Origin of the sequence: Algibacter mikhailovii (assembly GCF_014651495.1) — a bacterium.
Taxonomy (GTDB): domain Bacteria; phylum Bacteroidota; class Bacteroidia; order Flavobacteriales; family Flavobacteriaceae; genus Algibacter_E; species Algibacter_E mikhailovii.
Map to the genome: position 1 here is coordinate 145,783 of NZ_BMWZ01000002.1, position 23,591 is coordinate 169,373.

The 23,591-nt window shown below is 36.5% G+C and carries 21 protein-coding genes; 7 read left to right on the top strand and 14 right to left on the bottom strand.

Annotated features, from left to right (window positions below; translation table 11 throughout):
- Position 1: 1 nt before the first annotated feature.
- From IE051_RS04060 to IE051_RS04110, 11 genes are all read right to left on the bottom strand, one after another.
- The gene (locus IE051_RS04060; RefSeq protein WP_189359502.1) at positions 2 to 1,177 is read right to left on the bottom strand and encodes an argininosuccinate synthase; all 1,176 of its coding nucleotides are present in this window, start codon (positions 1,175 to 1,177) and stop codon (positions 2 to 4) included.
- 9 nt (positions 1,178 to 1,186) lie between these two features.
- Positions 1,187 to 1,774, bottom strand: a complete 588-nt coding sequence (locus IE051_RS04065) for a hypothetical protein (RefSeq protein ID WP_189359503.1) — start codon at positions 1,772 to 1,774, stop codon at positions 1,187 to 1,189.
- Between the two features lie 539 nt (positions 1,775 to 2,313).
- A complete protein-coding gene (locus IE051_RS04070) occupies positions 2,314 to 2,892 on the bottom strand; it encodes a hypothetical protein (RefSeq protein WP_189359504.1) in 579 nt (192 codons plus the stop codon).
- A 41-nt stretch (positions 2,893 to 2,933) separates the two neighbouring features.
- On the bottom strand, positions 2,934 to 3,911 hold the full coding sequence (locus IE051_RS04075) for a ThuA domain-containing protein (RefSeq protein ID WP_189359505.1): 978 nt from the start codon (positions 3,909 to 3,911) through the stop codon (positions 2,934 to 2,936).
- 10 nt (positions 3,912 to 3,921) lie between these two features.
- Positions 3,922 to 5,298 (bottom strand): Gfo/Idh/MocA family protein, encoded by a 1,377-nt coding sequence (locus tag IE051_RS04080; protein WP_189359506.1) that lies wholly within the window; start codon positions 5,296 to 5,298, stop codon positions 3,922 to 3,924.
- A 12-nt stretch (positions 5,299 to 5,310) separates the two neighbouring features.
- Positions 5,311 to 6,030: a 3-keto-disaccharide hydrolase gene (locus IE051_RS04085; RefSeq protein ID WP_229796743.1), complete on the bottom strand. Its 720-nt coding sequence runs from the start codon at positions 6,028 to 6,030 to the stop codon at positions 5,311 to 5,313.
- A 105-nt stretch (positions 6,031 to 6,135) separates the two neighbouring features.
- Positions 6,136 to 7,188: a sugar phosphate isomerase/epimerase family protein gene (locus IE051_RS04090; RefSeq protein ID WP_189359508.1), complete on the bottom strand. Its 1,053-nt coding sequence runs from the start codon at positions 7,186 to 7,188 to the stop codon at positions 6,136 to 6,138.
- Between the two features lie 121 nt (positions 7,189 to 7,309).
- Positions 7,310 to 8,464: a Gfo/Idh/MocA family protein gene (locus IE051_RS04095; protein WP_229796726.1), complete on the bottom strand. Its 1,155-nt coding sequence runs from the start codon at positions 8,462 to 8,464 to the stop codon at positions 7,310 to 7,312.
- An 8-nt stretch (positions 8,465 to 8,472) separates the two neighbouring features.
- Complete coding sequence (locus IE051_RS04100; protein ID WP_189359509.1) at positions 8,473 to 9,645, bottom strand: MFS transporter; 1,173 nt, start codon at positions 9,643 to 9,645, stop codon at positions 8,473 to 8,475.
- Between the two features lie 27 nt (positions 9,646 to 9,672).
- Positions 9,673 to 10,623, bottom strand: coding sequence for a sugar phosphate isomerase/epimerase family protein (locus tag IE051_RS04105; RefSeq protein WP_189359510.1), 951 nt, complete (start codon positions 10,621 to 10,623; stop codon positions 9,673 to 9,675).
- Positions 10,624 to 10,729: 106 nt separating this feature from the next.
- Entirely contained in the window at positions 10,730 to 11,773 is a 1,044-nt protein-coding gene (locus IE051_RS04110; RefSeq protein ID WP_189359511.1) for a helix-turn-helix transcriptional regulator, read from the bottom strand.
- A gap of 137 nt (positions 11,774 to 11,910) precedes the next feature.
- Between IE051_RS04110 and IE051_RS04115 the strand changes: the two genes are divergently transcribed.
- The 7 genes from IE051_RS04115 to IE051_RS04145 are packed head-to-tail and all read left to right on the top strand — an operon-like array spanning position 11,911 to position 19,741.
- Complete coding sequence (locus tag IE051_RS04115; RefSeq protein ID WP_189359512.1) at positions 11,911 to 13,638, top strand: GMC oxidoreductase; 1,728 nt, start codon at positions 11,911 to 11,913, stop codon at positions 13,636 to 13,638.
- Positions 13,639 to 13,641: 3 nt separating this feature from the next.
- Positions 13,642 to 14,271: a gluconate 2-dehydrogenase subunit 3 family protein gene (locus IE051_RS04120; RefSeq protein ID WP_189359513.1), complete on the top strand. Its 630-nt coding sequence runs from the start codon at positions 13,642 to 13,644 to the stop codon at positions 14,269 to 14,271.
- 10 nt (positions 14,272 to 14,281) lie between these two features.
- Positions 14,282 to 15,973 (top strand): GMC oxidoreductase, encoded by a 1,692-nt coding sequence (locus tag IE051_RS04125; protein WP_189359514.1) that lies wholly within the window; start codon positions 14,282 to 14,284, stop codon positions 15,971 to 15,973.
- Positions 15,966 to 16,553 (top strand): gluconate 2-dehydrogenase subunit 3 family protein, encoded by a 588-nt coding sequence (locus tag IE051_RS04130; RefSeq protein WP_189359515.1) that lies wholly within the window; start codon positions 15,966 to 15,968, stop codon positions 16,551 to 16,553. Before IE051_RS04125 ends, IE051_RS04130 begins: the two co-directional genes overlap by 8 nt.
- Before the next feature lie 22 nt (positions 16,554 to 16,575).
- On the top strand, positions 16,576 to 17,364 hold the full coding sequence (locus IE051_RS04135; RefSeq protein WP_189359516.1) for a 3-keto-disaccharide hydrolase: 789 nt from the start codon (positions 16,576 to 16,578) through the stop codon (positions 17,362 to 17,364).
- Positions 17,365 to 18,291, top strand: a complete 927-nt coding sequence (locus tag IE051_RS04140; RefSeq protein ID WP_189359517.1) for a hydroxypyruvate isomerase family protein — start codon at positions 17,365 to 17,367, stop codon at positions 18,289 to 18,291.
- A gap of 10 nt (positions 18,292 to 18,301) precedes the next feature.
- Positions 18,302 to 19,741, top strand: coding sequence for a Gfo/Idh/MocA family protein (locus IE051_RS04145; protein WP_189359518.1), 1,440 nt, complete (start codon positions 18,302 to 18,304; stop codon positions 19,739 to 19,741).
- Between the two features lie 157 nt (positions 19,742 to 19,898).
- Here IE051_RS04145 and azu read toward each other — a convergent pair whose 3' ends face one another.
- The 3 genes from azu to ilvA all read right to left on the bottom strand — a co-directional run bounded on the left by azu (position 19,899) and on the right by ilvA (position 23,486).
- A complete protein-coding gene (gene azu / locus IE051_RS04150; RefSeq protein WP_189359519.1) occupies positions 19,899 to 20,405 on the bottom strand; it encodes an azurin in 507 nt (168 codons plus the stop codon).
- A 38-nt stretch (positions 20,406 to 20,443) separates the two neighbouring features.
- Positions 20,444 to 22,036, bottom strand: a complete 1,593-nt coding sequence (locus tag IE051_RS04155; protein ID WP_189359520.1) for an NADP-dependent glyceraldehyde-3-phosphate dehydrogenase — start codon at positions 22,034 to 22,036, stop codon at positions 20,444 to 20,446.
- A 184-nt stretch (positions 22,037 to 22,220) separates the two neighbouring features.
- Positions 22,221 to 23,486 carry a threonine ammonia-lyase IlvA gene (gene ilvA / locus IE051_RS04160; RefSeq protein ID WP_189359521.1) on the bottom strand — a complete coding sequence of 422 codons (1,266 nt, stop codon included), beginning with the start codon at positions 23,484 to 23,486 and terminating at the stop codon, positions 22,221 to 22,223.
- Between the last annotated feature and the right edge of the window lie 105 nt (positions 23,487 to 23,591).

The following is a 23,591-nucleotide window of genomic DNA, read 5'->3' on the forward strand; positions in this document are numbered from 1 at the left end:
TTTAAGAATTTACTTGTCTATATATTTTATTTTGATTTCCAATGATCTTGATAAAACCTTTGGCATCATCAGCAGACCAAGCTTTGTTCTCCTCACCATAAGTACTAAATTTACTAGACATTAAATCATGATTAGAAACAATACCGTCTAATGAAAAATGGTAAGGTTTTAAGGAGACCACAACGTTTCCAGAAACCATTTTTTGTGAGCTTTGTAAAAAAGCTTCAATATCGCGCATTACAGGATCTAAGTATTGTCCTTCATGTAAATGCATCCCATAAAAACTAGATAAATACTCTTTATGTTGTAATTGCCATTTTGTTAGGGTATGTTTCTCCAATAAATGATGCGCTTTAACCGTGATTAAAGCAGCAGCAGCTTCAAATCCTACTCTACCTTTAGTTCCTACAATGGTATCACCAACATGTATATCTCTACCAATAGCATAAGCCGATGCAATATCGTTTAGTTTTTCAATATTCACCTCAGGGGCATTTTCCTCTCCATTTAAAGCAATAAATTCTCCATTTTTAAAAGTTAAGGTTACTTTCTCTTCGCCTTCTTTCTCTAATTGAGATGGATACGCTTCACTCGGCAATGATTTTTCAGATTCTAAGGTTTCAACACCTCCAACACTAGTACCCCAAAGGCCTTTATTAACCGAATATTTTGATTTTTCCCAAGGCATATCAATACCTTCAGACTTCAAATAATCAATTTCTTCCTGTCTTGTTAGTTTTTGATCTCTAATTGGGGTAATTATTTTAATATTAGGTGCCAAAGTCTGAAAAATCATATCAAAACGCACTTGGTCGTTACCTGCCCCAGTACTACCGTGGGCAATATATTCAGCATCAATGCTTTTTGCATATTCTATAATCTCTATGGCCTGAATAATACGCTCTGCACTTACAGAAAGTGGATACGTACTATTCTTTAATACGTTTCCAAATATTAAATACTTGACTACTTTTTGATAAAAGGTTGCAACGGCATCAATATTCTTATAAGTAGTAACCCCCATTTTATAGGCATTACTTTCGATATGTTTAACTTCTTCATTTGTAAACCCGCCAGTATTCACACTTACCGCATGAACATCATACTCTTTTGACAAACTTACTGCGCAATATGAGGTATCCAAGCCTCCACTATATGCTATTACTAATTTCTTCATTTATTTTATTTAAATTTTATTTTTTAGAATCTTATTAAACTGATTAATTTTAGATTCGAAATATGGATTAACGTAATATTTGTATTTGTATTCATCTCGTAATTTGCCTAACTTTTCTAGGGTTTCAATTAATACAGGAGACAAATCTTTTAAAGTTATAAATCTCATACCTAACAATTCATTATTTTGATGAACAGTATGGTCTTGCGCTATTGATATAAGAAATTCTTTCGAAAACTTTTTGGTCAAACAATCCATTAAAAGCAATCCTAAATTATTATTCCTGATGGATTTATGAACCCATAAAGAGGAACGCTCAAAAACAGAATATTTATCAATGGTGTGTCTGTGAGCAAAAATATGTCCATAAATTTCCTCATTCTTCATTAATAAAAAACAACCATTCTTTAAACGGTCCAATAGCATACCTACACTAGCATGATACATGGCAGGAAGATGCTTTGTTCTTTCTGAAATGATTTGTAATTCCGTTCTAGAAACATCCTCAGTAAAAACAACTTCTAAACCTTGTAAATCACAATACGCTATAGCTTCCTCAACAGCAGTATTTTTTTTTATATCCAATATTGAATTCATTTTTCAATAATTATTAAACACTTAAACATTAATTAAAACCTAAGTATTTTACTAAGCTTTTAAGCTTTTTAATTTAAACTCTAAAATAATAACGAAAATGGAAAGTAACGGATACTTTCTTAACCAGAATAGCCCCTAGGGGCGAGCTTGAGGAAAACGCACAACAGTTGCTTTAGTATTAGCTACTAAAGCAGAAGAGATAAGAGATATGTTGTTTCCTGTTTTCACTGAATAACTACCTTAACTATTAACTCTAAATCGTCGGCCTGAGCCCCTTTCGTTAATATAAGGCGCAAAATTACAACTAATTATGAAATACGCAACATTAAACACAAAAATATAGATTAGATTTATTTTTTAATGTCAACACAATTTTTATGTATTGTTTTGCAGAATACTTAGACGCTCTTTATTACAAGCGGTACTTATTTTAAGGGTTTCTTGACTTAATAAATTTGTAATAGACAAATCATCACTACAATACGCCTTTGGGTCTGTTTGCTCGGTATTTTGCGCTTTAGCTTTACAGGATATTAAAACTAAATAAAAGCATTACTCTGAAAAGCAATGTATTTAATTTTAGAATCTTTTATTCCAAAACTTAGCACATTATAATCTATATATAGATATATAGTTCCATCATCAGCTGTATAATATCCATGCCCTAAATAAGGAGATTCTAGAACACTTTTTAAATTAGTAGGATAATCGCCAACTCTAACCATTAAAGACCCCAGTTTAACAGTGACGCCGCTATGTTTAATAAAAAATTCTGGTATTTTATGATCATAAACCGTAAAATTTGCATATCCATTCGAATCTTTAAAAAGATATGATTCATAAGTTTCGTTACCTCCACCTGTATCTTCATCCACGGGCTTATTAACTTCCTTAAATAAAGGCATATAAAATGCTGCCTTTATTTCTTGTTTGGTATAAAGCTCAGGACTTTTTTGGTTGCATGCGGTACTTATTTTAAGGGTTTCTTGGCTTATTAAATTTGTAAGTGTTAAATCATCACTACAATATGCCATAGGATCTGTTTGCTCATTGCTTTGCGCTTTAGTTTTACAGGATATTAAAACTAAAAGTAATAATAGTTTTGTTATTTTATTCATAATGGACAAAAATCAGAGATTCATACTTTTACAAAAAAAACTTATTCATTGTACTTAAAATCTCTAACCGAAACCCCAGTTTCTGAAGGAAAATCATTTGGCAGCTCTGTTTGGGTCACTTTTCCTGTTGCCGCCCATTCAACACCTCTTTGCAACATGGTTATAAAACCCACACATTCAAATGCCTTAGTATCATGACCCAAAATGGTATGAAAAACACGTCCTTTACCATATTTGATTGTCATAGCTACAGGTTCCTTTTGCTCTAATTCTGGCGCTTTCAAACTAGACACGGCAGTTGCTAAAATAGTAACATTTTCTGCGGGTCCTCTCAAATAAGCATAGCATTCATCGTTTGTATGCATCCATGTTACTGGCATACCCTTTGTAATAGGATGCTCTTGATTATAGGTGGTTATTAAAAAAGGTTCCCGTTTTCCGTGTTTTCCCGCCAAACCTGGGGTATTATCTTTCACCACCTCATTATTCTTACCAACATACAAATAGGGTCCATCTTTCTCATTCCTACCTCCCCAGCCACCAATGGCAATCATTTTATTATAAGCCTCCCATTCTGGAAAACTATTATCTGCAGCATGCACACTCACAAAACCGCCTCCATTACTAATGTAGTCCTCAAATTCAGATTTTGTTTTTTCGGGCCATGGAGCCGCTCGCCACCCAAAATTAGATATAACAACATCGTATTTTGAAAAATTAGGCGTAAACGTCTCGTCGGTTTTAGGCGCCCCCTCAACACCTTCGCCTACATTTGCAAAAGCCAACCAATCTTTAAACGCTTCACTTTTATTTAGATACCTTGTTCTTACTATATCAACTTTAAACAACCCAGATTCTTCAAGATATTGTTTCATCATGATTGTCGACTTAGGCCAAACCACATGGTTATTCTGCCCGTCTACTATAAGCACTTTAATCATTGATTTATTCGATGCTTCCAACTTAATATTCACCAAAAAGACATAAGCAACAAAAAAAATTACAGCTTTACATTTCATTTTAAAGATTTTAAGTCCACAAATCTTCTCCAAAAGACCAACCGTCTCTTGCCGATTCTTTAATATACCCGTTAAGTTCGGGTCTATTTTTAATTTTCATATGAGCTTCATCATACTTTATTAACCCACCGAAACGCTGGGCCATGACACCAACCAAAGCCATTTCAGTCAACCCAGTAGCGTAATCAAAATTAGACCCTGGTTGTGTATTATTTTTAATCGCATTCAGCCATTCTTTGTGCGGTTGATTATGACCTACCCTAGGAATAGTCTTTTCAGGCGCATTTTTAAGAAATTCGGCCCACTCTTCATCAGAAACTAATAACCGTGGTTTTTCTGGTCGCGCACCAGTCATCAATGTTTTTTTAGATCCTATCATTAACATACCGCCTCCAGAATTGAGTTCCTTAATACCCCATTCTGGCTTAATCTCAATATTAGGCTTTTTATAACCTTCATGCCAAACTAATTTTACAGGAGGCTTAGCCCCGCGCTTTTTAAAACTAAATGTGACCGTTGAAGCATCTGGTATAAAACTTTGGTGATTAAAACCCGCTTCTGGTATTTCAGCCTTAACTTTATGTGGAGCTCCTAGATTTAAAGTCCAATAGGGAGCATCCATAGTATGACATGCCCAATCTCCTAATTGTCCCAATCCAAAATCATAAAAACCACGCCAAGATTTTGGGGCATAAACCGAATTAAAAGGCCTATTTGCTACTGGACCTAACCATAAATCCCAATTCAAATTTGATGGAACGTTTTGTTTTGGCGCCGGAAAACTCTCGGGCTTAGTAAAATAATACCCTGATCTAAATTTATTCTCGCCACGCCAGGCGTGCACTTCCTTTACCTCACCTAAAACATCAGCATCATACCATTCCTTAATTAACCTAATCCCCTCCGTGGTATGCCCTTGATTACCCATCTGCGATATAATCCCGTAATGATTGGCTGCCTTTTTAAGGGTTCTTAATTGCCATATGTTATGCGCTAGAGGTTTTTCTACATAAACATGTTTACCTAACTGCATAGCAATCATGGTTGCCGCAAAATGTGTATGATCTGGTGTTGAAATCAAAACAGCATCAATTTCCTTACTCATTTGGTCAAACATCTTTCGGAAATCAACAAATTTTTGAGCCTGCGGAAAATCAGCCCCAGCCTTTTGTAAAAAGAAATCATCTACATCGCATAAAGCTACTATATTGTTTGTTTTAGCAACAACTCTTAAGTTCTGGCCTCCTCTATTACCAACACCTATAGCTGCAATATTTAGTTTGTTGTTAGGGGACAAACTCAATAAACTCGGCAAAACAACCACACCTACTGAAGCCATAGCTGTTCGACCTAAAAATGACCGTCTTGACACATGTGTTTTTTTCATATAAAAATACTTTTACTCATTTAATTCTCTAACCCAAATATTTCGATAACTTACTCTACTATTATCTCCATGATCCTGCAATTTTATTGGCCCTTTACCATGCGGCGGATTTTTAGGCCATCCGATATAGGCGGTTGTCCCTTTTATCTCATAGTGATCTTGAATTAAAACACCATTATGCAATACCGTAATGGTTGCGGATTTTGTTTTATCCCCAGATTCACTAAATTCTGGTGCATGATAAATCACATCATAACTATTCCATGCTCCAGTTGGAACTGATGCTTTTGCCAATGGTATAGATTGTTTATATATTGACCCCACTTGTCCGTTTACATAGGTATCATTATCATTATTATCTAAGACTTGTATTTCATATAAACCTTGTAAAAACACACCACTGTTAGCCCGGTGCTGACCTTTACCATTAATTGGTTTAGGAGAACGCCATTCAATATGCAATTGAACAGAACCAAACTTTTGCTTGGTTTGAATATCCCCTGATTTATTTTTTACGGTCATAGAACCGTCTTCATTTAAATCCCATTCAGCGGCTCTGCCATCATTGACATGCTCCCAATTACTAAGATCCGAACCGTCGAACAATACTAAAGCATCACTTGGAACGCCATTTTGACCTGTTGGATCTACAGTTGGAGGCACTGGCGTATAAAATTCCGTTTCTTCCGGCTTAGTAGGTTCTACTAATTCCTGAGGCTTTTTAGAGGTCATTCCCTCAGCAGTCCTTTCGCTTTTGTTTTCCATTAAATAATTACAGGAAGAACAAAACAACAGTAAAACAAAAAGAACAAGAAATCGTCGCATGATTATTATAGTTTAGATACCCAAAACACCTTTCAAAAAATCTTCATCAATATCACCACCTGCAAAATCATCAAAACTGCGTTCTGCCGCTTCAATAATATGTTTTTGAATAAATGGCGCACCTTCCCTTGCCCCTTGTTCAGATGATTTTATACAGCATTCCCATTCCATAACTGCCCAAACATCAATATCATATTTGGTCAATTTTGAAAAAATACTTCTAAAATCTACTTGACCATCACCCAAAGAGCGGAACCTACCCGCACGATCTTGCCAATCTGCATATCCTCCATATACGCCTTGACGTCCTGTTGGATTAAATTCGGCATCCTTAACATGAAACGCTCTAATACGTTCATGGTAAATATCAATAAACGCCAAGTAATCTAATTGCTGCAATACAAAATGACTTGGATCATACAAAATATTGGCACGATTATGATTATTTGTAGCTTCAAGAAAACGCTCATAAGAAATACCATCATGTAAATCTTCTCCTGGATGAATTTCATAACAAACATCAATACCATGTTCATCAAAATGATTTAAAATAGGCAGCCAGCGTTCTGCTAATTCTTTGAAACCCATTTCAACTAATCCATTTGGTCGCTGTGGCCATGGATACATAGTATGCCACATTAAAGCTCCAGAAAACGTAGCATGTGCATTTAGACCTAATCGTCCACTGGCGGTCCCTGACTTCTTTACAAAATCAATGGCCCATTCTGTTCTAGCTTTAGGGTTATTTCTAACTTGCTCTGGAGCAAAACCGTCAAACATAGTATCATAAGCGGGATTAACCGCGACTAATTGCCCTTGCAAATGCGTGGATAATTCGGTGATTTCTAAGCCATACGACTTTACCTTACCTTTCAATTCATCGCAATAGGTTTGACTCTCTGCTGCCTTTTCAATATCTATTAAACTAGATTCCCATGTTGGTATCTGTATCCCTTTATATCCTAAATCTGCAGCCCATTGACACATACCTTCCAAAGAATTAAATGGCGCTTCGCTTCCGGCAAACTGGGCTAAAAAAACCGCTGGCCCTTTTAATGTTTTCATATTTATCTGTTATTTCTTTTCTTGTTCCCAAAAGAAGTTAGCACGCCATAATTCACCTTTATTTTATTAGAATTTCAAAAGATGATGTTGCACCACTACCCCTTTTTAAAGGAGCCTAATTTTACTTTTGATCAATTTTTACCCAAGCCGCATTGTTTTTATCACTCTCTACAGCGGCATAAATAAATTTCATACCGCGAATACCGTCTTCCACGGTCGGGTAATCTATTTTTTCAATAGTTTCTTTATTATTAATTGCCGTTAAATGCATTGCAAAGTTTTTATAAATAGTAGCAAAGGCCTCTAAGTACCCTTCTGGATGACCTGCGGGAATTCGACAAACTTCTAAAGCCTCATCATGCAAGCCATTCCCATTTGGTGTATATATTTTTTTAGGTTCATCCAACCAACGTGTAATCAACTCATTTGGGTTTTCCTGATACCATTCCAAACTGCCTTTTGTTCCATAAACCCGAATACCTAAATTATTCTCTTCACCTAAAGCTATTTGCGAAATAGATATTGTGCCTTTAGCACCATTTTCCATTCTAATGAGCATATTGCCATCATCGTCTAAAACTCGGCCTTCACCAAACCGTCCTAAATCGGCAGCTATTTCTTCTATTTTTAAACCCGTGATATATTCAATTAAATTCTCAGCATGTGTCCCTATATCTCCTAAAGCACCACCAATTCCAGATTTTTTTGGATCAACTCTCCATGCCGCTTGTTTTTGCTCCGTTTTCTCTACCGATGTAGACAACCAACCTTGAAGATATTGCGCTTGTATTTTCCTAACAACTCCTATTTCACCCTTAGCCACCATTGCTTTGGCCTGTTTCACCATGGAATTACCCGTATAATTATGTGTAAGGGCAAATAATTTTCCTCTGGTTTCAACTACACTTTGCAAAGCTTCAGCTTCTTCTAAAGTCAATGTTATAGGCTTATCACAAACTACATGAAACCCATTCTCTAAAGCTAATTTTGCCGGAGGAAAATGCATATGGTTTGGAGTTACAATCGCCACAAAATCCATTCTAACATCTTCAGGAAGGTTTTTTTCCTTTAGAATCATTTCTTCAAAAGTGCCGTAACACCTGCTTTTATCTAAATTCAATGCTATTCCCGAGTCAATGGATTTCTCTACACTACTACTAAATGCTCCACAAACCAATTCTATCATGCCATCAATAGCAGCCGCCTTTCGGTGCACATCACCTATGAATGATCCGGCTCCACCACCAACCATTCCCATTCTTAATTTTCTACTCATAATTTATTTTATACTGTCGAAGCTTTACTTCTATTTTTCATGTAAACATTTAATCCTAAAAAAGCCGCAATTAAAATGGCAGGTAATATGGACATTGTACGCAATGCCTCTCCCGCATTAGCATCATCCATTAACCTACCCATAATTGGCAAGACTATAGACACAGAAAACATGCCCGCACCACCCATTATTGAAAGTCCTAACGCGCCAGTTTCCGGCAAGTATTCCGCCACAAAACCTAACATGGTTGGCCAGAAAAAAGTTACTCCAATAGCAAAAACAGCCGCCGCGACAAAAGTCATACCTCCGCTAGTAATGGTCAATAACCACAACCCAATAAAGGTGAAAATTGCAGAATACAGCAACATACCCGCTGGTTTTAATTTGTGCACCACTTGCCCTGCAAACAGCCGTCCTAACGCCATGATACCATTAATAAAGGCTAAAACTAATAAAGGTGCTGTCACTGACTCTTTCAGCAATGATTCTATACGTTGTGTTGTACCTAGTTCTGAAGCAGCCGTAAGAAACATACAAAACACCATAAATAAAAACAAAGGTTTCAACACACTTGCAAACATCTGCTTATTGCTAATTCCTAATTGCACACGCTCTGTAACAGGCATGTTTTGTCCAAAAAATAGAACACCATAAATAACTAATGGAATAAACAAAGTGCTCACCATAATTTGCCAACTTAAACCGAGAACATCCATAATGAGCCATCCCAGTAAGGCACCAATAACAATGCCTCCGGGAAACCAAACGTGAAATCTATTCAGCATTTTCGTTTTTTGATCTGGATACATGGATGCCACAAGCGGATTTAAGGCAGCCTCTACAAATCCATTTCCAATTCCCACAAATAGCGTAGCAATAAAGAGGGAGGTCATCGAATCTGCCATTAAAGTGAGTACAATCCCAACAGCATGCGTTATAAATGCCATCCATGTAATTTTTTTAATACCTAATAAATCAACCAAAGGCCCACCAATAATCATGGCAATTGTAAAGCCAAAAAATGCAGGAGCAAAAGCATAACCTATTTGTTCTAATGTAAGCCCAACGCCTTCTGGACCGAATACTGTTTCTAATCGTGCTCGAATTGCGAACGTCATTGCTGTAGTAATCAATGCTAAACAGCTCGCTAAAAACAATCTATTCTTATTGATGCCTTCCATATATTAAATAATTTTGGTTAATTTTAGTTATGATAGTTGTCTTCCAACTTTAAGAAGTAATTCCCTTGTAGCCTTAACACCATCTTCTTCAGACATATTACTTCCTTCAAACTCCACTCCTACAAACCCCTTATAGCCAACATCTTTCACCATTTTCATTACTTTGAGATAATCTATAGTAGTTTCATTACCGTCTGCATCAAAATCATACGATTTTGCACTGACAGCTTTAGCATATGGTAATAATTCCTGCATACCTTTATACCTATCATACGGCTCTAAACAATTTCTATCTTTATCTTTTCGGATACAGAAATTTCCAAAATCAGGCAATGTTCCGCAATTTTTATTTCGAACTTTAGAAAACACTTTAGTCATCCATGCGCCATTAGAAGAGAAGCCACCATGATTTTCAACTAAAACATTTATATTAGAACCCTTCGCAAATTCAGACAGCTTTTCTAAGGAATCAACAGCCGATTTAACAGCATCTTCCTCATTAACCCCTCCTGCTAAATTTACGCGAATGGCATGACAACCCAAATAATTTGCTGCTTCAACCCATTTATGATGATTATCAATTGCTTTTAACCTTTTAGACAAATTAGCATCAGCCAAATTCCCTTCACCATCCACCATGATTAAAACATTCTGCTGCCCTTCTGCATTGGATCGAGAATTCATTTCTTTTAAATACCTGAAGTCCTTCGCTTTGTTTTTAAAAAAACCACTAACATACTCTAAGCCTTCACAACCAAAACTTCTTGATTTTGTGGCAAAATCCAGATTATCCATTTTCCCGGAACGCAAGGCACGATGTAATGACCATTGGGCTAAAGAAATTTTAAAAAAGAGCCCCTCTGTATTTAAAATTTCTTCAGGGACTAATAATTCTAAATCTTTATATGCATAGGCCCCTAAGGCGGAAAGTACCAAGCCTGTTTGAGATGTCTTAATTATAAAATCTCTTCGTTTCATATCGCTTCTTGTAAGTGAGTCAATTAAGCTAACCACGTGAAATTATAGAAAAAAAGAATACCTATTGTGTATTTTTATTCAGTGAAAGAATTTATACAAAAAACAATTATATTTCAGGATAGACACTAATCCCTTTTTTTATCTTACACAGGGACCTATATTCATTGGGAGAACACTTCTCATGTTTTTTAAATACAGTAGAAAAGTATTGACTTGTTGCAAACCCACACATATAGGCAGCTTCACTTATAGTCAAACTTGAATTTTCTTCAAGTATTTTTTTAGATTTCTCCAAACGCTTCATGGTCAAATAACGCATCGGCGTCAAATTAGTCAACTGCTTACAGTGGTGTGTAAACCGAGTCAAACCAACACCTGCCGATTGAGCCATTAACTCTATGGTCCAATTTTCAGACAAATTCTTTTCTAGTTCCTTTAAAAAGTACTTCACACTTCTTGAACTATCCGTTAAAGACTCATTCAAAACAATATTTTCATTATCAAGTAAGTCCAAAATAAGAATTAAAAGATAATTAATAAGCAACCTCAATCTGGATGCATTACTACCCTTTTCATCAGTATTCACAGCCATATTTATCCTTTTAAAGCAATCCCTAACACGCTGATCAGTCTTTAATATCGATTTCTTATTCTGTCTTAAAATAGTTGTCAACCTAGTCAAATCATTATCAGTCAATGTAATCCAATCAGGCCAAACCCAGCCTTGATGGGGTCTTCTAACACCTAAGTCAATGATTACCCAATAAAACTTGCCCATACCAATATTAGGTCCTCCAACTTTATGAGCCTCCCATGGCCGCGTAATCGTTAAATGATTAGGCTGAAGCACAACCTCCTTACCCTCTTGAGCATAAGGCATACTACCAGATTCTAAAAAATGAAATTCAATGCCTTCATTTCTATGCCAATCCAAACCCCAGTCTTGAGGCTCATTAGCATCCCAATAACCTATACTATTTAAACCCATAGTATTTTCATCTAATCGATCGCCAGGATAGGTATGTCGGGCTAGGGCTTTAAACTTCAATTTATTGCGACTAACAGCATCTGTCAACGGCAAACATGTATCAGCATGATACACGATACCATCAGCCTCATAAGGCTTAATTTTTTGTATATTTATTTTCACTGAAATAATTTAAACACTTTTATGTTGCAAATTAGCTAATTTTCCATTTAATATAAAAAATATTAGTATTTTATAATTTTTCAATAAAATTTGATAGGGATTTTTATCATATTCCCGTCGACCAATTTAGCTTTTAAATGAAAGACAACACCATTACAGAATACCCTACTAAATATGATGCTATTGTTATTGGAACAGGTATTAGCGGCGGCTGGGCGGCAAAAGAACTTTGTGAAAACGGACTTAAAACTTTAGTACTTGATAGAGGGCGCATGGTAAAACATATTGAAGACTACCCTACAATGAACAAGGATCCTTGGGATTTTAAACACCGAGAAAAGCAAAATCCTGCAGAACTAAAAAACCAACAAAAACAAAGTAGACTTTGGGGAGGCGGACTTACTGGTCCTGCTACCAAACACTGGTTTGTAGATGATTTAAAACACCCTTATCAAGAAACAAAGAAATTCACATGGATACGTGGATATCATGTTGGTGGTCGATCTATAATGTGGGGAAAGCAGACTTACAGACTCAGTGATCTAGACTTTGAAGCCAATAAAAAAGATGGTCATGGTGTCGATTGGCCAATTCGTTACAAAGATATATCCCCTTGGTATGATAAAGTTGAGGAATTCATTGGAGTTTCAGGCGAAAATCTTGGACTCTCACAATTACCTGACGGCAAACTTTCTGAGCCTATGGAATTAAATTGCGTTGAAAAAGATTTACAAGAAAAATTAAAAGGCCAATTTGAAGACAATCGCTTGCTAACCATTGGTAGAGCAGCCCATTTAACTGGAAATGCCATGCATGAAGGCCGATCAAATTGCCAATATAGAAATAGATGCGTTAGAGGTTGCCCTTTTGGTGGATATTTTAGTAGTAATTCTTCTACTTTACCTGCAGCTGAACGAACTGGCAACATGCATTTAAGACCAAACTCTATAGCTTATGAAATAGTTTATGATGATAAATTAGGGATAGCTTCTGGAGTTAAGGTTATTGATGCCGTAACAAAAGAACATATTTTCTTTAAGGCAGATATTATTTTTAATTGTGCTTCGGCAATAGCCTCAGCAGCTATTTTAATGCAATCAAAATCAAAGCGATTTCCAAACGGTCTCGGTAATGATAGCGGTGAATTAGGACATAATGTGATGGATCACCATTACCAAGTTGGTGCTTCGGCTGAAGTTAATGGTTTTGATGATAAATACTATAAAGGACGTCGACCAAACGGCTTTTATATCCCAAGGTTTAGAAATCTTGGAGATAAAAAAACGGAGTCAAAAGATTTTATTAGAGGTTACGGTTATCAAGGTGGTGCAAGAAGAGGTAATTGGAAATCTGCTGTAAAGGAATTAAGTTTTGGAAAGGAATTAAAAGAAAAAATCCTCAAACCAGATACATGGAGTGTTGGTATGGGCGCCTTTGGCGAATGCTTACCATATCACGAAAATAAGATTTCTTTAAATTACGAAAAGCTTGATGAGTGGGGCTTACCTACAATAGATTTTGACGTTGAGTATAAAGAAAATGAACTAAAGATGCGTGAAGATATGATGAACCAAGCTATAGCCATGCTAAAGTCTGCTGGCTATAAAAATGTTAAAGGACATAATGGAGAAGCCATTCCTGGCACAGGCATACACGAAATGGGCACAGCGCGTATGGGACATGACCCAAAAACATCCGTCCTGAATAAATACAACCAAATACATACAGTCCCAAATGTTTACCTTACTGACGGAGCTTGCATGACTTCCTCAGCTTGCCAAAACCCATCACTAACCTATATGGCTCTAACAGCAAGAGCGGCAAATCATGCTGCAAAAGTTTTTAACAAGAATAAAACCGTTTAAATCATGAATAGAAGAGATGCTCTAAAAAACTTAACTATGGGTCTAGGCTATGCGGTAGCAACTCCCACAATTATGAACCTATTGGTTTCATGTAAAGCTGACGTCAATGAATGGGCTCCTTTATTTTTATCGGAAGATGAGCAATTCATAGTCACACAAATAGTTGATATTATTTTACCTGCCTCGGAAACCCCTGGTGGATTGGATGTAAATATTCCTCAATTTTTAGATTTAATGTATCATGATATTGAAATAGAATCAAACCAAAAAGCTTTTAAGGAAGGAGCTAAGCTTTTCACTACAAGCTTTAATGACATATTTAAGAAAGAGGCCGTAGAAGGCTCAAAAAAAGAATACAACACCATCGTATCAAGATATTTTGACCTATCTGATGAGGAATCTGAAACTGTTTTCAAAAACCAAAGAAAAAACCAAAAGAATTTAAACCCCACAGAATTAAAATCCTACCACCTCTATAAGTTTTTAATATCTATTAGGTATTACTGCATTTTTGGCTACTGTACTTCTGAAAAAATAGGAGAAGACATTTTAGCATACGACCCTGTTCCCGGAGCTTACAACGGATGCATTTCACTTGAAGAAGCAACAAACAATAGAGCATGGTCTTTATAATACCAGAACTATGAAAGAAACTTATGACGCCATAGTCATTGGCACGGGGATCACCGGTGGCTGGGCCGCAAAAGAATTATGTGAAAACGGATTAAAAACGCTTGTATTAGAGCGTGGTCGTATGGTTAAACATATTGAAGATTATCCCACCATGTATTTAGATCCTTGGGATATGGAACTCAAAGGACATACTTCTGAAAAAGAAAAAGCAAGGCAATTAAAGCAATCTCGCACAGGATACACCACGAAAAAAGCAACGAAACATTGGTTTGTAGATGATATTGATCATCCATATAACGAGACCAAACGGTTTGATTGGATGCGAGGCTACCATGTTGGTGGGCGCTCAATTACTTGGGGAAAACAATCATACCGCCTAAGCGATTTAGATTTTGAAGCCAACAAAAAAGATGGTCATGGTGTAGATTGGCCCATACGATATAAAGACATTGAACCTTGGTATAGCTATGTAGAAAAGTATATTGGTGTGAGCGGGCAAGCTTTAGGTTTACCTCAATTGCCAGATAGCGTATTTGAGCCCCCAATGGAACTCAATTGTGTTGAAAAACACCTTCAAAGTGAAATGGAAAAAAATCACGGAAGAGTTTTAACCATTGGCAGAGTAGCCCACATAACGGGTAATGATCCTCATGAAGGACGTGGCAAATGCCAATTTAGAAATAGATGTAGTAGAGGATGTCCTTATGGCGGATATTTTAGTAGTAATTCTTCAACCTTACCAGCTGCAGAGCGCACTGGAAACATGACTTTAAGACCACATTCTATTGCTTATGAAATCGTTTATGACCCTGAGAGTAAAAAAGCAACCGGTGTAAAAGTCATTGATTCTGAAACCAAAGAAAAATTACAATTTAATGCCGATTTTATTTTCTGTTGCGCATCTGCAATTGCTTCGGCATCCATTTTAATGCAATCTAAATCCGATAGATTCCCTAACGGACTAGGAAATGATTCAGGAGAACTAGGTCATAACATCATGGACCATCATTTAGGTGCAGGCGCATCTGGAACTATAGATGGTTTTGGAGACTCTTATTATAAAGGTAGGCGCCCAAATGGAATTTATATTCCACGTTTTAGAAATTTAGGCGACAAGCAAAGTGAACAAAAAGATTTTTTAAGAGGCTATGGCTATCAAGGAGGTGCTGGCCGAGGTGGTATTTCAGAGCATGTAGCAGAACTAGGCTATGGTGCCGAATTTAAAGAAAAAATACTAGAACCAGGAAAGTGGCGAATGAGCATTGGTGGATTTGGAGAATGCTTACCATATCATGACAACAAAATGACTTTAGACTATGATAAACTTGACCAATGGGGATTACCTACCATAACCTTTGATGCGGAATGGAAAGAAAATGAATACGCCATGCGCAAGGACATGATTGCGCAAGCTGTTGATATGCTAAAAAAGGCAGGCTTTAAAAACATTACGACCAGAGATCATGTTCGCGCACCAGGGATTGGTATTCATGAAATGGGTACAGCGAGAATGGGTAGAGATCCAAAAACCTCCGTTTTAAATGAAAATAACCAAATACACAGCGTACCAAATGTTTATGTAACAGATGGCGCTTGTATGACCTCTGCAGGTTGCCAGAACCCATCACTTACTTATATGGCACTTACTGCAAGAGCAGCTAATCATGCCGTCAAACAGTTTAAAGCTTTAAAAAATGAATAGAAGAAATGCTTTAAAAAATATAGGATTAACATTAGGATACACAGCAGTATTGCCTAGTGCATTAAGCATTTTGCAAAGTTGCAAAACAGAGACTGAAATTTGGACCCCTCAATTTTTCTCTGTAGATGAAGGCGTTGTTATTCAAAACCTAGTAGACCTCATGCTACCTACTACAAAAAACAGTCCAGGCGCATTAGAAGTTAACGTCCCTGAATTTATTGACCTCTACGCCCTTAAAGTTTATGATGCTGAAAAAGCAAAAAAATACAAAGAAGAAATTCAGAGTATCATGAACGAAATAGCCATACCACAAACTGGTGTCACGGATTTAAAAAAAGAAGATTATGACTTTGTTTTATCTAAATACTTAAAGGCTTCAAAAGAAGAACAAAAACAATTTGTCCAAACAAAAAACATTGTTTTTCAAGCTTTAATAGATCTCCGCAATCAAGCCATTTGGGCATTTAAAAATAGTGAAGAAATTGGGGAAAACGTATTAGCCTATGACCCTATACCAGGCATTCAAAAAGGTTGCATTTCTGTTAACGAAGCTACTGGCGGTAAAGCGTGGTCTCTTTAAAACTAAAACCGCATAACATCTTATGAAAAATAATTTAGGAATATTTCTAATACTATTAAGCATTTGTCTTGGAGTTTCCTGTAAACAGAAAACCGAATCTTCTAAGAAGGATAATTGGGTAAAAATTTTCAATGGTAAAGATTTAAATGATTGGATTATAAAAATAAAAGGACATCCGGCTGGAGAAAATTATAAAAACACCTTTATAGTAGAAAATGGCATCATGAAAGTGAACTACAAAGCTTATGATTCTTTTAATAATTCTTTTGGTCACATTTATTACAAGAAACCTTATTCAAATTATAAGTTTAGAATGGATTACCGTTTTACAGGTGAGCAACTACCTGATGGTGCAGCATGGGCGACCCGAAATAGCGGCATAATGCTTCATTGTGAAGACCCTATGAATATTGGACTCAATCAAAATTTTCCAGTATCTATAGAACTACAACTGCTTGGAGGAAACGGCATAGATGAGCGCTCAACGGCTAATTTGTGTACTCCAGGAACACATGTTGAACTATTAGGAGAATTGTTGCTTGATCACTGCGTAACCTCTTCTTCCCAAACCTATCATGGTGAACAATGGGTAAACGTTGAAGTAGAAGTACGCAACGACTCTATTATTAAACACTTTATAAATGGAGAAGAAGTGATGCGTTATAATAAGCCTATTTACGGCGGCAAAGTGGATTATAATGAGGCCTATTGGAAAACAAAAGAAGGTACACCTGTAAAATCAGGATATATTTCGTTGCAAAGCGAAAGCCATCCTGTTGAATTTAAGAACATTGAAATATTAGAACTATAGATGAAAAGAAGGTCGTTTATAAAAAAAAGTGCAGCAGCCTCAACATTAGTAGGCTTAGGATCGCAGGGTATCACGGCGCTTACTAAATCCAAAAACGACCTGAATTCTGGGTATAATTTTAAACTTAAATTCGCACCCCATCTTGGCATGTTCACGCATCATGCGGGAAAAGACCCTGTAGATCAATTACACTTTATGGCGGATCAAGGTTTTACTGCTTTTGAGGACAATGGCATGAAAAAACGAACTATTGATACTCAAAAAGCAATGGCAAAAGCGATGACGGATAGAGGCATGACTATGGGGGTTTTTGTAGCTCACAAAATTGATTGGAAAACACCAACTTTAACCTCAGGAAATGCAGCTAAACGTGAGAAGTTTCTGGACGAGATTAAAGAATCCATAGAGGTAGCACTGCGTCTAAATGCCAAATGGATGACCGTTGTCCTCGGTTTTATAGACATGAAACAAGACTTTAATTATCAAACTGAGCATGTCATTGAAGCCCTGAAACAAGCATCTGCTATTTTGGAACCGCATAAATTGACCATGGTATTAGAACCTCTAAATTTCTATAATCATCCTGGATTATTTTTAAGCAAATCACCACAAGCCTATCAAATATGTAAAGCCGTTAACTCCCCATCATGTAAAATTTTATTTGACATTTACCATCAGCAAATTCAAGAAGGTAATTTACTACCTAATATTAATACATGCTGGGATGAAATAGCATATTTTCAAATAGGAGATAATCCAGGAAGGCATGAGCCAACTACAGGAGAAATCAATTACAAAAATATTTTTAAACATATCTACGCTAAAGGCTATCAAGGTGTTTTAGGCATGGAACACAAAAACTCCATTGAAGGTATTAACGGAGAATTAGCAGTAATTAATGCCTATAAAGAAGCGTCAAATTTCTAAAAGTTAAATCATGGGAAAAAGCAAAACCAGTAGACGCTCTTTTATAAAGAAAACAACAGTTGCTCTAACTGGAGTTAGCATAATACCACGACATGTTTTAGGACAAGGTTTTATTCCTCCCAGCGATAAATTAAATGTAGCAGTAATAGGCGCGGGCGGAAAAGGTTTTTCAGACGCAGTGAACACCTACAATAATGGCGCATCAAATATTGCCGCTATTTGCGATGTAGATTGGAATAGAGCTAGCAAAGCTTTTGAGAAATTCCCTTTAGCAAAAAAGTATAAGGATTACAGAAAACTGTTTGGCGATTTAAAAGATATTGATGCGGTTACTGTTTCAACACCAGACCACACGCATGCTGTAATAGCAATGGCTGCCATAAAATCAGGAAAACATGTTTATGTTCAAAAGCCACTTACCCATAATATTTATGAAGCTAGGATGCTCACTGAAGCAGCAAACCGATATAAGGTAGTAACTCAAATGGGCAACCAAGGAGCCTCAGGGGAAGCTGTTAAGCAAATGGGCACCTGGTTTAATGAAGGTAAAATAGGTTCTGTAAATAAAGTTGATGTTTGGACTAATAGACCTATTTGGCCACAGGGTATTGCAGCCCAAACGAACAAACCACAAATTATTAATGGCTTAGATTGGGACTCATGGATAGGCCCTGCCGAAATGGTCGATTACCACCCACAATACCACCCGTTTAAATGGCGTGGATGGTGGAATTTTGGAACAGGAGCCTTAGGAGACATGGGCTGTCACTTAATTGACCCACCTTACAGAGTTCTAGGCTTAGAATACCCTATTGAAGTTGAAAGTAGCGTAGGAGCCGTATTTAAAAAAGATTGGATTCCTGAATATTTACCGCACTCCTGTCCGCCTTCATCCAGAACTCAGCTCACTTTTAGGGCTACAGAAAAAAACCCTGTTGATTTAAAAATGACTTGGACAGATGGTGGCCTTAGACCATTTCACCCAGATTTAATCCCCCCAGACCACCCTATTGGAGCAAATAATTCTTCTAATGGTGTAATTATGTACGGAGATAAAGGGATCATGACATGTGGCACATATGGGGTTAATCCCAAAATTTACTTTAATAACGGAGAGATCTTACTTTATGAAGGAAAAGCAGAAAACTGGAACCTAGAAAATGGTCACCAAGCTGCTTGGGTAGAAGCTTGTAAAACAGGATATAAAAGTGATAAACATAATGAATTAACCTCATCATTTGATTATGCCGGTCCTTTGACTGAAAGCATTTTAATGGGGAATTTAGCCATAAGAAGTTATAACCTACGAGAAAAAAACAAATCTAACAATAAGTTCAACTATCCTGGTAGAAAAAAATTGCTTTGGGATGGAAAACAAATGAGAGTTACTAATTTTAAGGAGGCCAATCAATTTGTAAGAAGAGAATACCGTAAAGGCTGGTCTTTATAAACTTAATCGCTTTTTCAAGGAATTATTTAGTCCTGGCTAATCTTAATATTCCCTTTCCAAATAAGCTATCCGTTGAGTTTAACACCAAGTAATTAGAAGGCATAAAAAAAGCTACAATACTAAATTGCAGCTCTTTTTTTTGTATTATAATACTTATTTATTCTACGATAAGCTTCCCTTTCATGATGGCATAATGCCCGGGAAAACTACATAAAAAGTCATATGTTCCTGCTGCCGGCGCATCAAATTCAACAACTGTTGTTTCTCCTCCACCTATTAATTTAGTATGTGCAATAACATCAGCTCCATCATCAGGAATATACTCGGTATCCTTAGCTGAGGAAGCTTTATTACCAAAAGCTATAAGATCAACACCAGATTTGAGCAATACAAAATTATGGCCCATTACATTTTTATCCATCTTACCAACATGCGTTAATGTAATTTTCACTTTTTGACCAGCCTTTATTCGAATCTCCTGCTTATTGAACTGCATCATGTCATTACCCGTGATAACGACATCATTTGAGTCACCTTGGGCTTCTTTCACTACTTCAGATTTTTTTTCATAAGAAAAACCCGCTTTTTTCTCTTCCTTTTTATCACCGCAACTTACTGCAATAACAGCGAAAATTGAGAAGACTAACACCTTTAATACTTTCATTTTTATATATTTTTATACGTAAAAATAATCAATACCCATTACAAAATATAATCTGTACTAATGAAATTTGATGTTTTCTTTTCTAGTAATTCCTCTAAAATAGCGTTGTTATACTCATTATCTTTTGATGCCACGAATGTTCTTATTGAGAATGAACGTAAAGCATCATGAACACTTAAGGTTCCAAAAGCTGAATCTTTACGTCCCGTAAAAGGATAGACATCAGGTCCTCTTTGACAAGAACTATTTAAATTAACACGACATACCAAGTTTACCAAGGTATCTATTAAAGGAGATAAGGTATGTACGTTTTTACCAAACAAGCTTACTTGCTGTCCATAGTCGGATTCTGCCATATCATCTAAAGGCTCCTCAATATCAGCAAAAGAAACAATAGGAACAACAGGCCCAAATTGTTCTTCCTTAAACACACGCATATCTTTAGTTACAGGATATAGTACCGCAGGAAAAATATAATTTTCTGTAGTTTCACCACCCTTTTTATTCAGCACTTTAGCGCCCTTGGCTTGAGCATCATCAATCAATTCTTGAATATAGGCTGGCTTATCTTCTTCAGGAAGTGGTGTTAATTTCGCCCCATTTTCCCAAGGATTACCATACTTCAGTTGGTCAACCTTATATGCAAATCGCCTATTAAACTCCTCAACCACAGACTCATGAACATATATAACTTTTAGTGCAGTACAGCGCTGACCGTTAAAAGATAAGGTTCCAGCAATACACTCTTCTACCGCTAAATCCAAATCAGCATCAGGCAAAACAATAGCAGGATTCTTAGCTTCTAATCCAAGTACCATTCTTAATCTGTTGCCTTTTGGATGCTGCGCTTGTAGCGCATTAGCAGATTTACTATTTCCTATCAAAGCGAGCACATCTATTTTTCCTGATTTCATTATTGGTGTAGCCAAAACACGACCACGGCCATAAACAATGTTTACGACACCTTCAGGAAAACTACTCTGAAAGGCTTCTAATAATGGTGAAATGAGCAAAACACCTAATTTCGCAGGCTTAAATATCACAGGATTCCCCATTATCAAAGCAGGAATCAACAATGTGAAGGTCTCATTTAAAGGATAATTATAAGGTCCTAAACACAGAACAACACCCAGAGGGCCACGACGAATATGTGCATATACCCCTGCATTTTTTTCGAACTTAGCAGAATCTCTATCAATCTGTTTATAAGCCTCTATGGTATCATAAATATAATCAACGGTTCTATCAAACTCCTTCTCAGAATCTGGCAGATTTTTTCCAATCTCCCACATTAAAAGTTTAACAACTTCTTCCCGTTTGGTTTTCATCTGCTCTACAAACGTTTCCATGCAGGCAATTCTATCCGCAACTTTCATAGTTGGCCACAAACCTTTACCATTATCATAGGCGGAAGTTGCTGAATGCAGCACTTCAAGAGCTTCCTTTTCCCCCAACTGAGGAATAGTTCCTAAAAGCGTTTGTTTATACTCTGGCGTAGAAGAAATAGTAGAATACACATTAGCCGTGTCACCATCCCAATGCCTTAATTCACCATTTACTAAATACGTTGTTTGATGTAAAAGTGTATCAATTTTATGGGCTTCTGGAATTTCTTTAAATGAATGTTTCATAATTTAAAATGAGTACCTAAGTCTAACCCCGTTAAGCGAGCTAATCTATTTAGATAACAGTTATTGTATCCAAATTAACTAAAAATAAACCAAAATTATCCTAATTAAAAAACATTAATAGCTGTTTTACAACGAAAACGATTGCGACTTGTCTCCCTATTTCCTTGGAATGGTTTCAATAGAATTAAACTAAAAACTGGAACAAATCAGGTTTATCATTCAAATAATCCGCATAAAAGTTATGCGCCTTCATTTTTGTAACTAAAGGTTCTAAATCTGAAGCAGATTTAAGCTGAACACCAACCACAGCTGAACCATTTTCTCTGTTCGTTTTTTTAGCGTATTGAAAGTATGTAATATCATCATTCTCGCCTAAAATATCCACCACGAATTCTTTTAAAGCCCCAGCACGTTGTGGAAAATTGATAATAAAATAGTGCTTTAAATTAGCATATAATAAGGCGCGCTCTTTGATTTCTGGTGTTCTTGTAATATCGTTATTACTTCCGCTCACCACGCAAACCACGTTTTTACCCTGTATATTTTCAGCATAAAAATCTAATGCAGAAATACTCAATGCTCCAGAAGGTTCAACCACAATAGCATCTTTATTATAAAGTTCTAAAATGGTTTCGCAGACCTTACCTTCAGGCACCGTTATCATATCATCTAGATTTTCCTTACATATTTCAAAATTTAAATCACCCACCTGTTTTACAGCGGCACCATCAATAAACTTATCGATAGATTTTAATGCTGTATTCTTATTTTTCTTTATGGATTCACTCATAGAAGGCGCTCCTTCCGGCTCCACACCAATAATTTTAGTATTAGGAGATAATTGTTTAAAAACAGTAGATAATCCAGCTGCCAGACCACCGCCACCAACTGCAATAAAGACATAGTCAATTGGCTCCGTTGTTTGCTCTAAAATTTCCAAGGCAATTGTAGCCTGTCCTTCAATAACCTTTTCGTCATTAAAGGGATGAATAAAAGTCTTGCCCAACTTTTCACATTCCAACATAGCTGCATGATAGGAGTCATCAAAAGTATCGCCAACAAGTTTAATCTCAATGAAGTCCTCACCAAACATTTTAACCTGTTCTACCTTTTGGTTTGGTGTTGGAGCAGGCATATAAATGGTTCCCTTTATTTGCAACAGTTTACAAGACAAAGCCACCCCTTGCGCATGATTCCCTGCACTTGCGCAAACCACACCACATGCTGATTGCTCTGAAGACAGGAAACTAATTCTGTTATATGCTCCTCTTATTTTATAAGAACGTACCACCTGCAAATCCTCACGTTTTAATAAAATCTTCGCATTATATTGTTTCGAATATCTTAGGCTTGGACTCAAGGGCGTTACCTCTGATACTTTTTTAATTGTTTCAGCGGCTGCTTTTACATTTTCTATACTAGGAAAGTAGGCTTGTTTTTCCTGATTCATACCTCTAAAGTTTTTATTATCAGCGTATTTAACGCAAGCTAGAATTTACTGTATTAAAAAAACCTGTTAAGATGTAAACATCCAACAGGTTTTTAGCAATATTTA

Bases quoted from the DNA above. Each gene is read 5' to 3' on its own strand.
- IE051_RS04155 (WP_189359520.1), bottom strand. From the start codon at position 22,036: ATGAAACATTCATTTAAAGAAATTCCAGAAGCCCATAAAATTGATACA.
- IE051_RS04080 (WP_189359506.1), bottom strand. From the start codon at position 5,298: ATGAAAAAAACACATGTGTCAAGACGGTCATTTTTAGGTCGAACAGCT.
- azu (WP_189359519.1), bottom strand. From the start codon at position 20,405: ATGAAAGTATTAAAGGTGTTAGTCTTCTCAATTTTCGCTGTTATTGCA.
- ilvA (WP_189359521.1), bottom strand. From the start codon at position 23,486: ATGAATCAGGAAAAACAAGCCTACTTTCCTAGTATAGAAAATGTAAAA.
- IE051_RS04125 (WP_189359514.1), top strand. From the start codon at position 14,282: ATGAAAGAAACTTATGACGCCATAGTCATTGGCACGGGGATCACCGGT.
- IE051_RS04090 (WP_189359508.1), bottom strand. From the start codon at position 7,188: ATGAAAACATTAAAAGGGCCAGCGGTTTTTTTAGCCCAGTTTGCCGGA.
- IE051_RS04095 (WP_229796726.1), bottom strand. From the start codon at position 8,464: ATGAGTAGAAAATTAAGAATGGGAATGGTTGGTGGTGGAGCCGGATCA.
- IE051_RS04115 (WP_189359512.1), top strand. From the start codon at position 11,911: ATGAAAGACAACACCATTACAGAATACCCTACTAAATATGATGCTATT.
- IE051_RS04070 (WP_189359504.1), bottom strand. From the start codon at position 2,892: ATGAATAAAATAACAAAACTATTATTACTTTTAGTTTTAATATCCTGT.
- IE051_RS04100 (WP_189359509.1), bottom strand. From the start codon at position 9,645: ATGGAAGGCATCAATAAGAATAGATTGTTTTTAGCGAGCTGTTTAGCA.
- IE051_RS04060 (WP_189359502.1), bottom strand. From the start codon at position 1,177: ATGAAGAAATTAGTAATAGCATATAGTGGAGGCTTGGATACCTCATAT.
- IE051_RS04145 (WP_189359518.1), top strand. From the start codon at position 18,302: ATGGGAAAAAGCAAAACCAGTAGACGCTCTTTTATAAAGAAAACAACA.
- IE051_RS04120 (WP_189359513.1), top strand. From the start codon at position 13,642: ATGAATAGAAGAGATGCTCTAAAAAACTTAACTATGGGTCTAGGCTAT.
- IE051_RS04135 (WP_189359516.1), top strand. From the start codon at position 16,576: ATGAAAAATAATTTAGGAATATTTCTAATACTATTAAGCATTTGTCTT.
- IE051_RS04105 (WP_189359510.1), bottom strand. From the start codon at position 10,623: ATGAAACGAAGAGATTTTATAATTAAGACATCTCAAACAGGCTTGGTA.
- IE051_RS04075 (WP_189359505.1), bottom strand. From the start codon at position 3,911: ATGAAATGTAAAGCTGTAATTTTTTTTGTTGCTTATGTCTTTTTGGTG.
- IE051_RS04085 (WP_229796743.1), bottom strand. From the start codon at position 6,030: ATGACCTCTAAAAAGCCTCAGGAATTAGTAGAACCTACTAAGCCGGAA.
- IE051_RS04065 (WP_189359503.1), bottom strand. From the start codon at position 1,774: ATGAATTCAATATTGGATATAAAAAAAAATACTGCTGTTGAGGAAGCT.
- IE051_RS04130 (WP_189359515.1), top strand. From the start codon at position 15,966: ATGAATAGAAGAAATGCTTTAAAAAATATAGGATTAACATTAGGATAC.
- IE051_RS04140 (WP_189359517.1), top strand. From the start codon at position 17,365: ATGAAAAGAAGGTCGTTTATAAAAAAAAGTGCAGCAGCCTCAACATTA.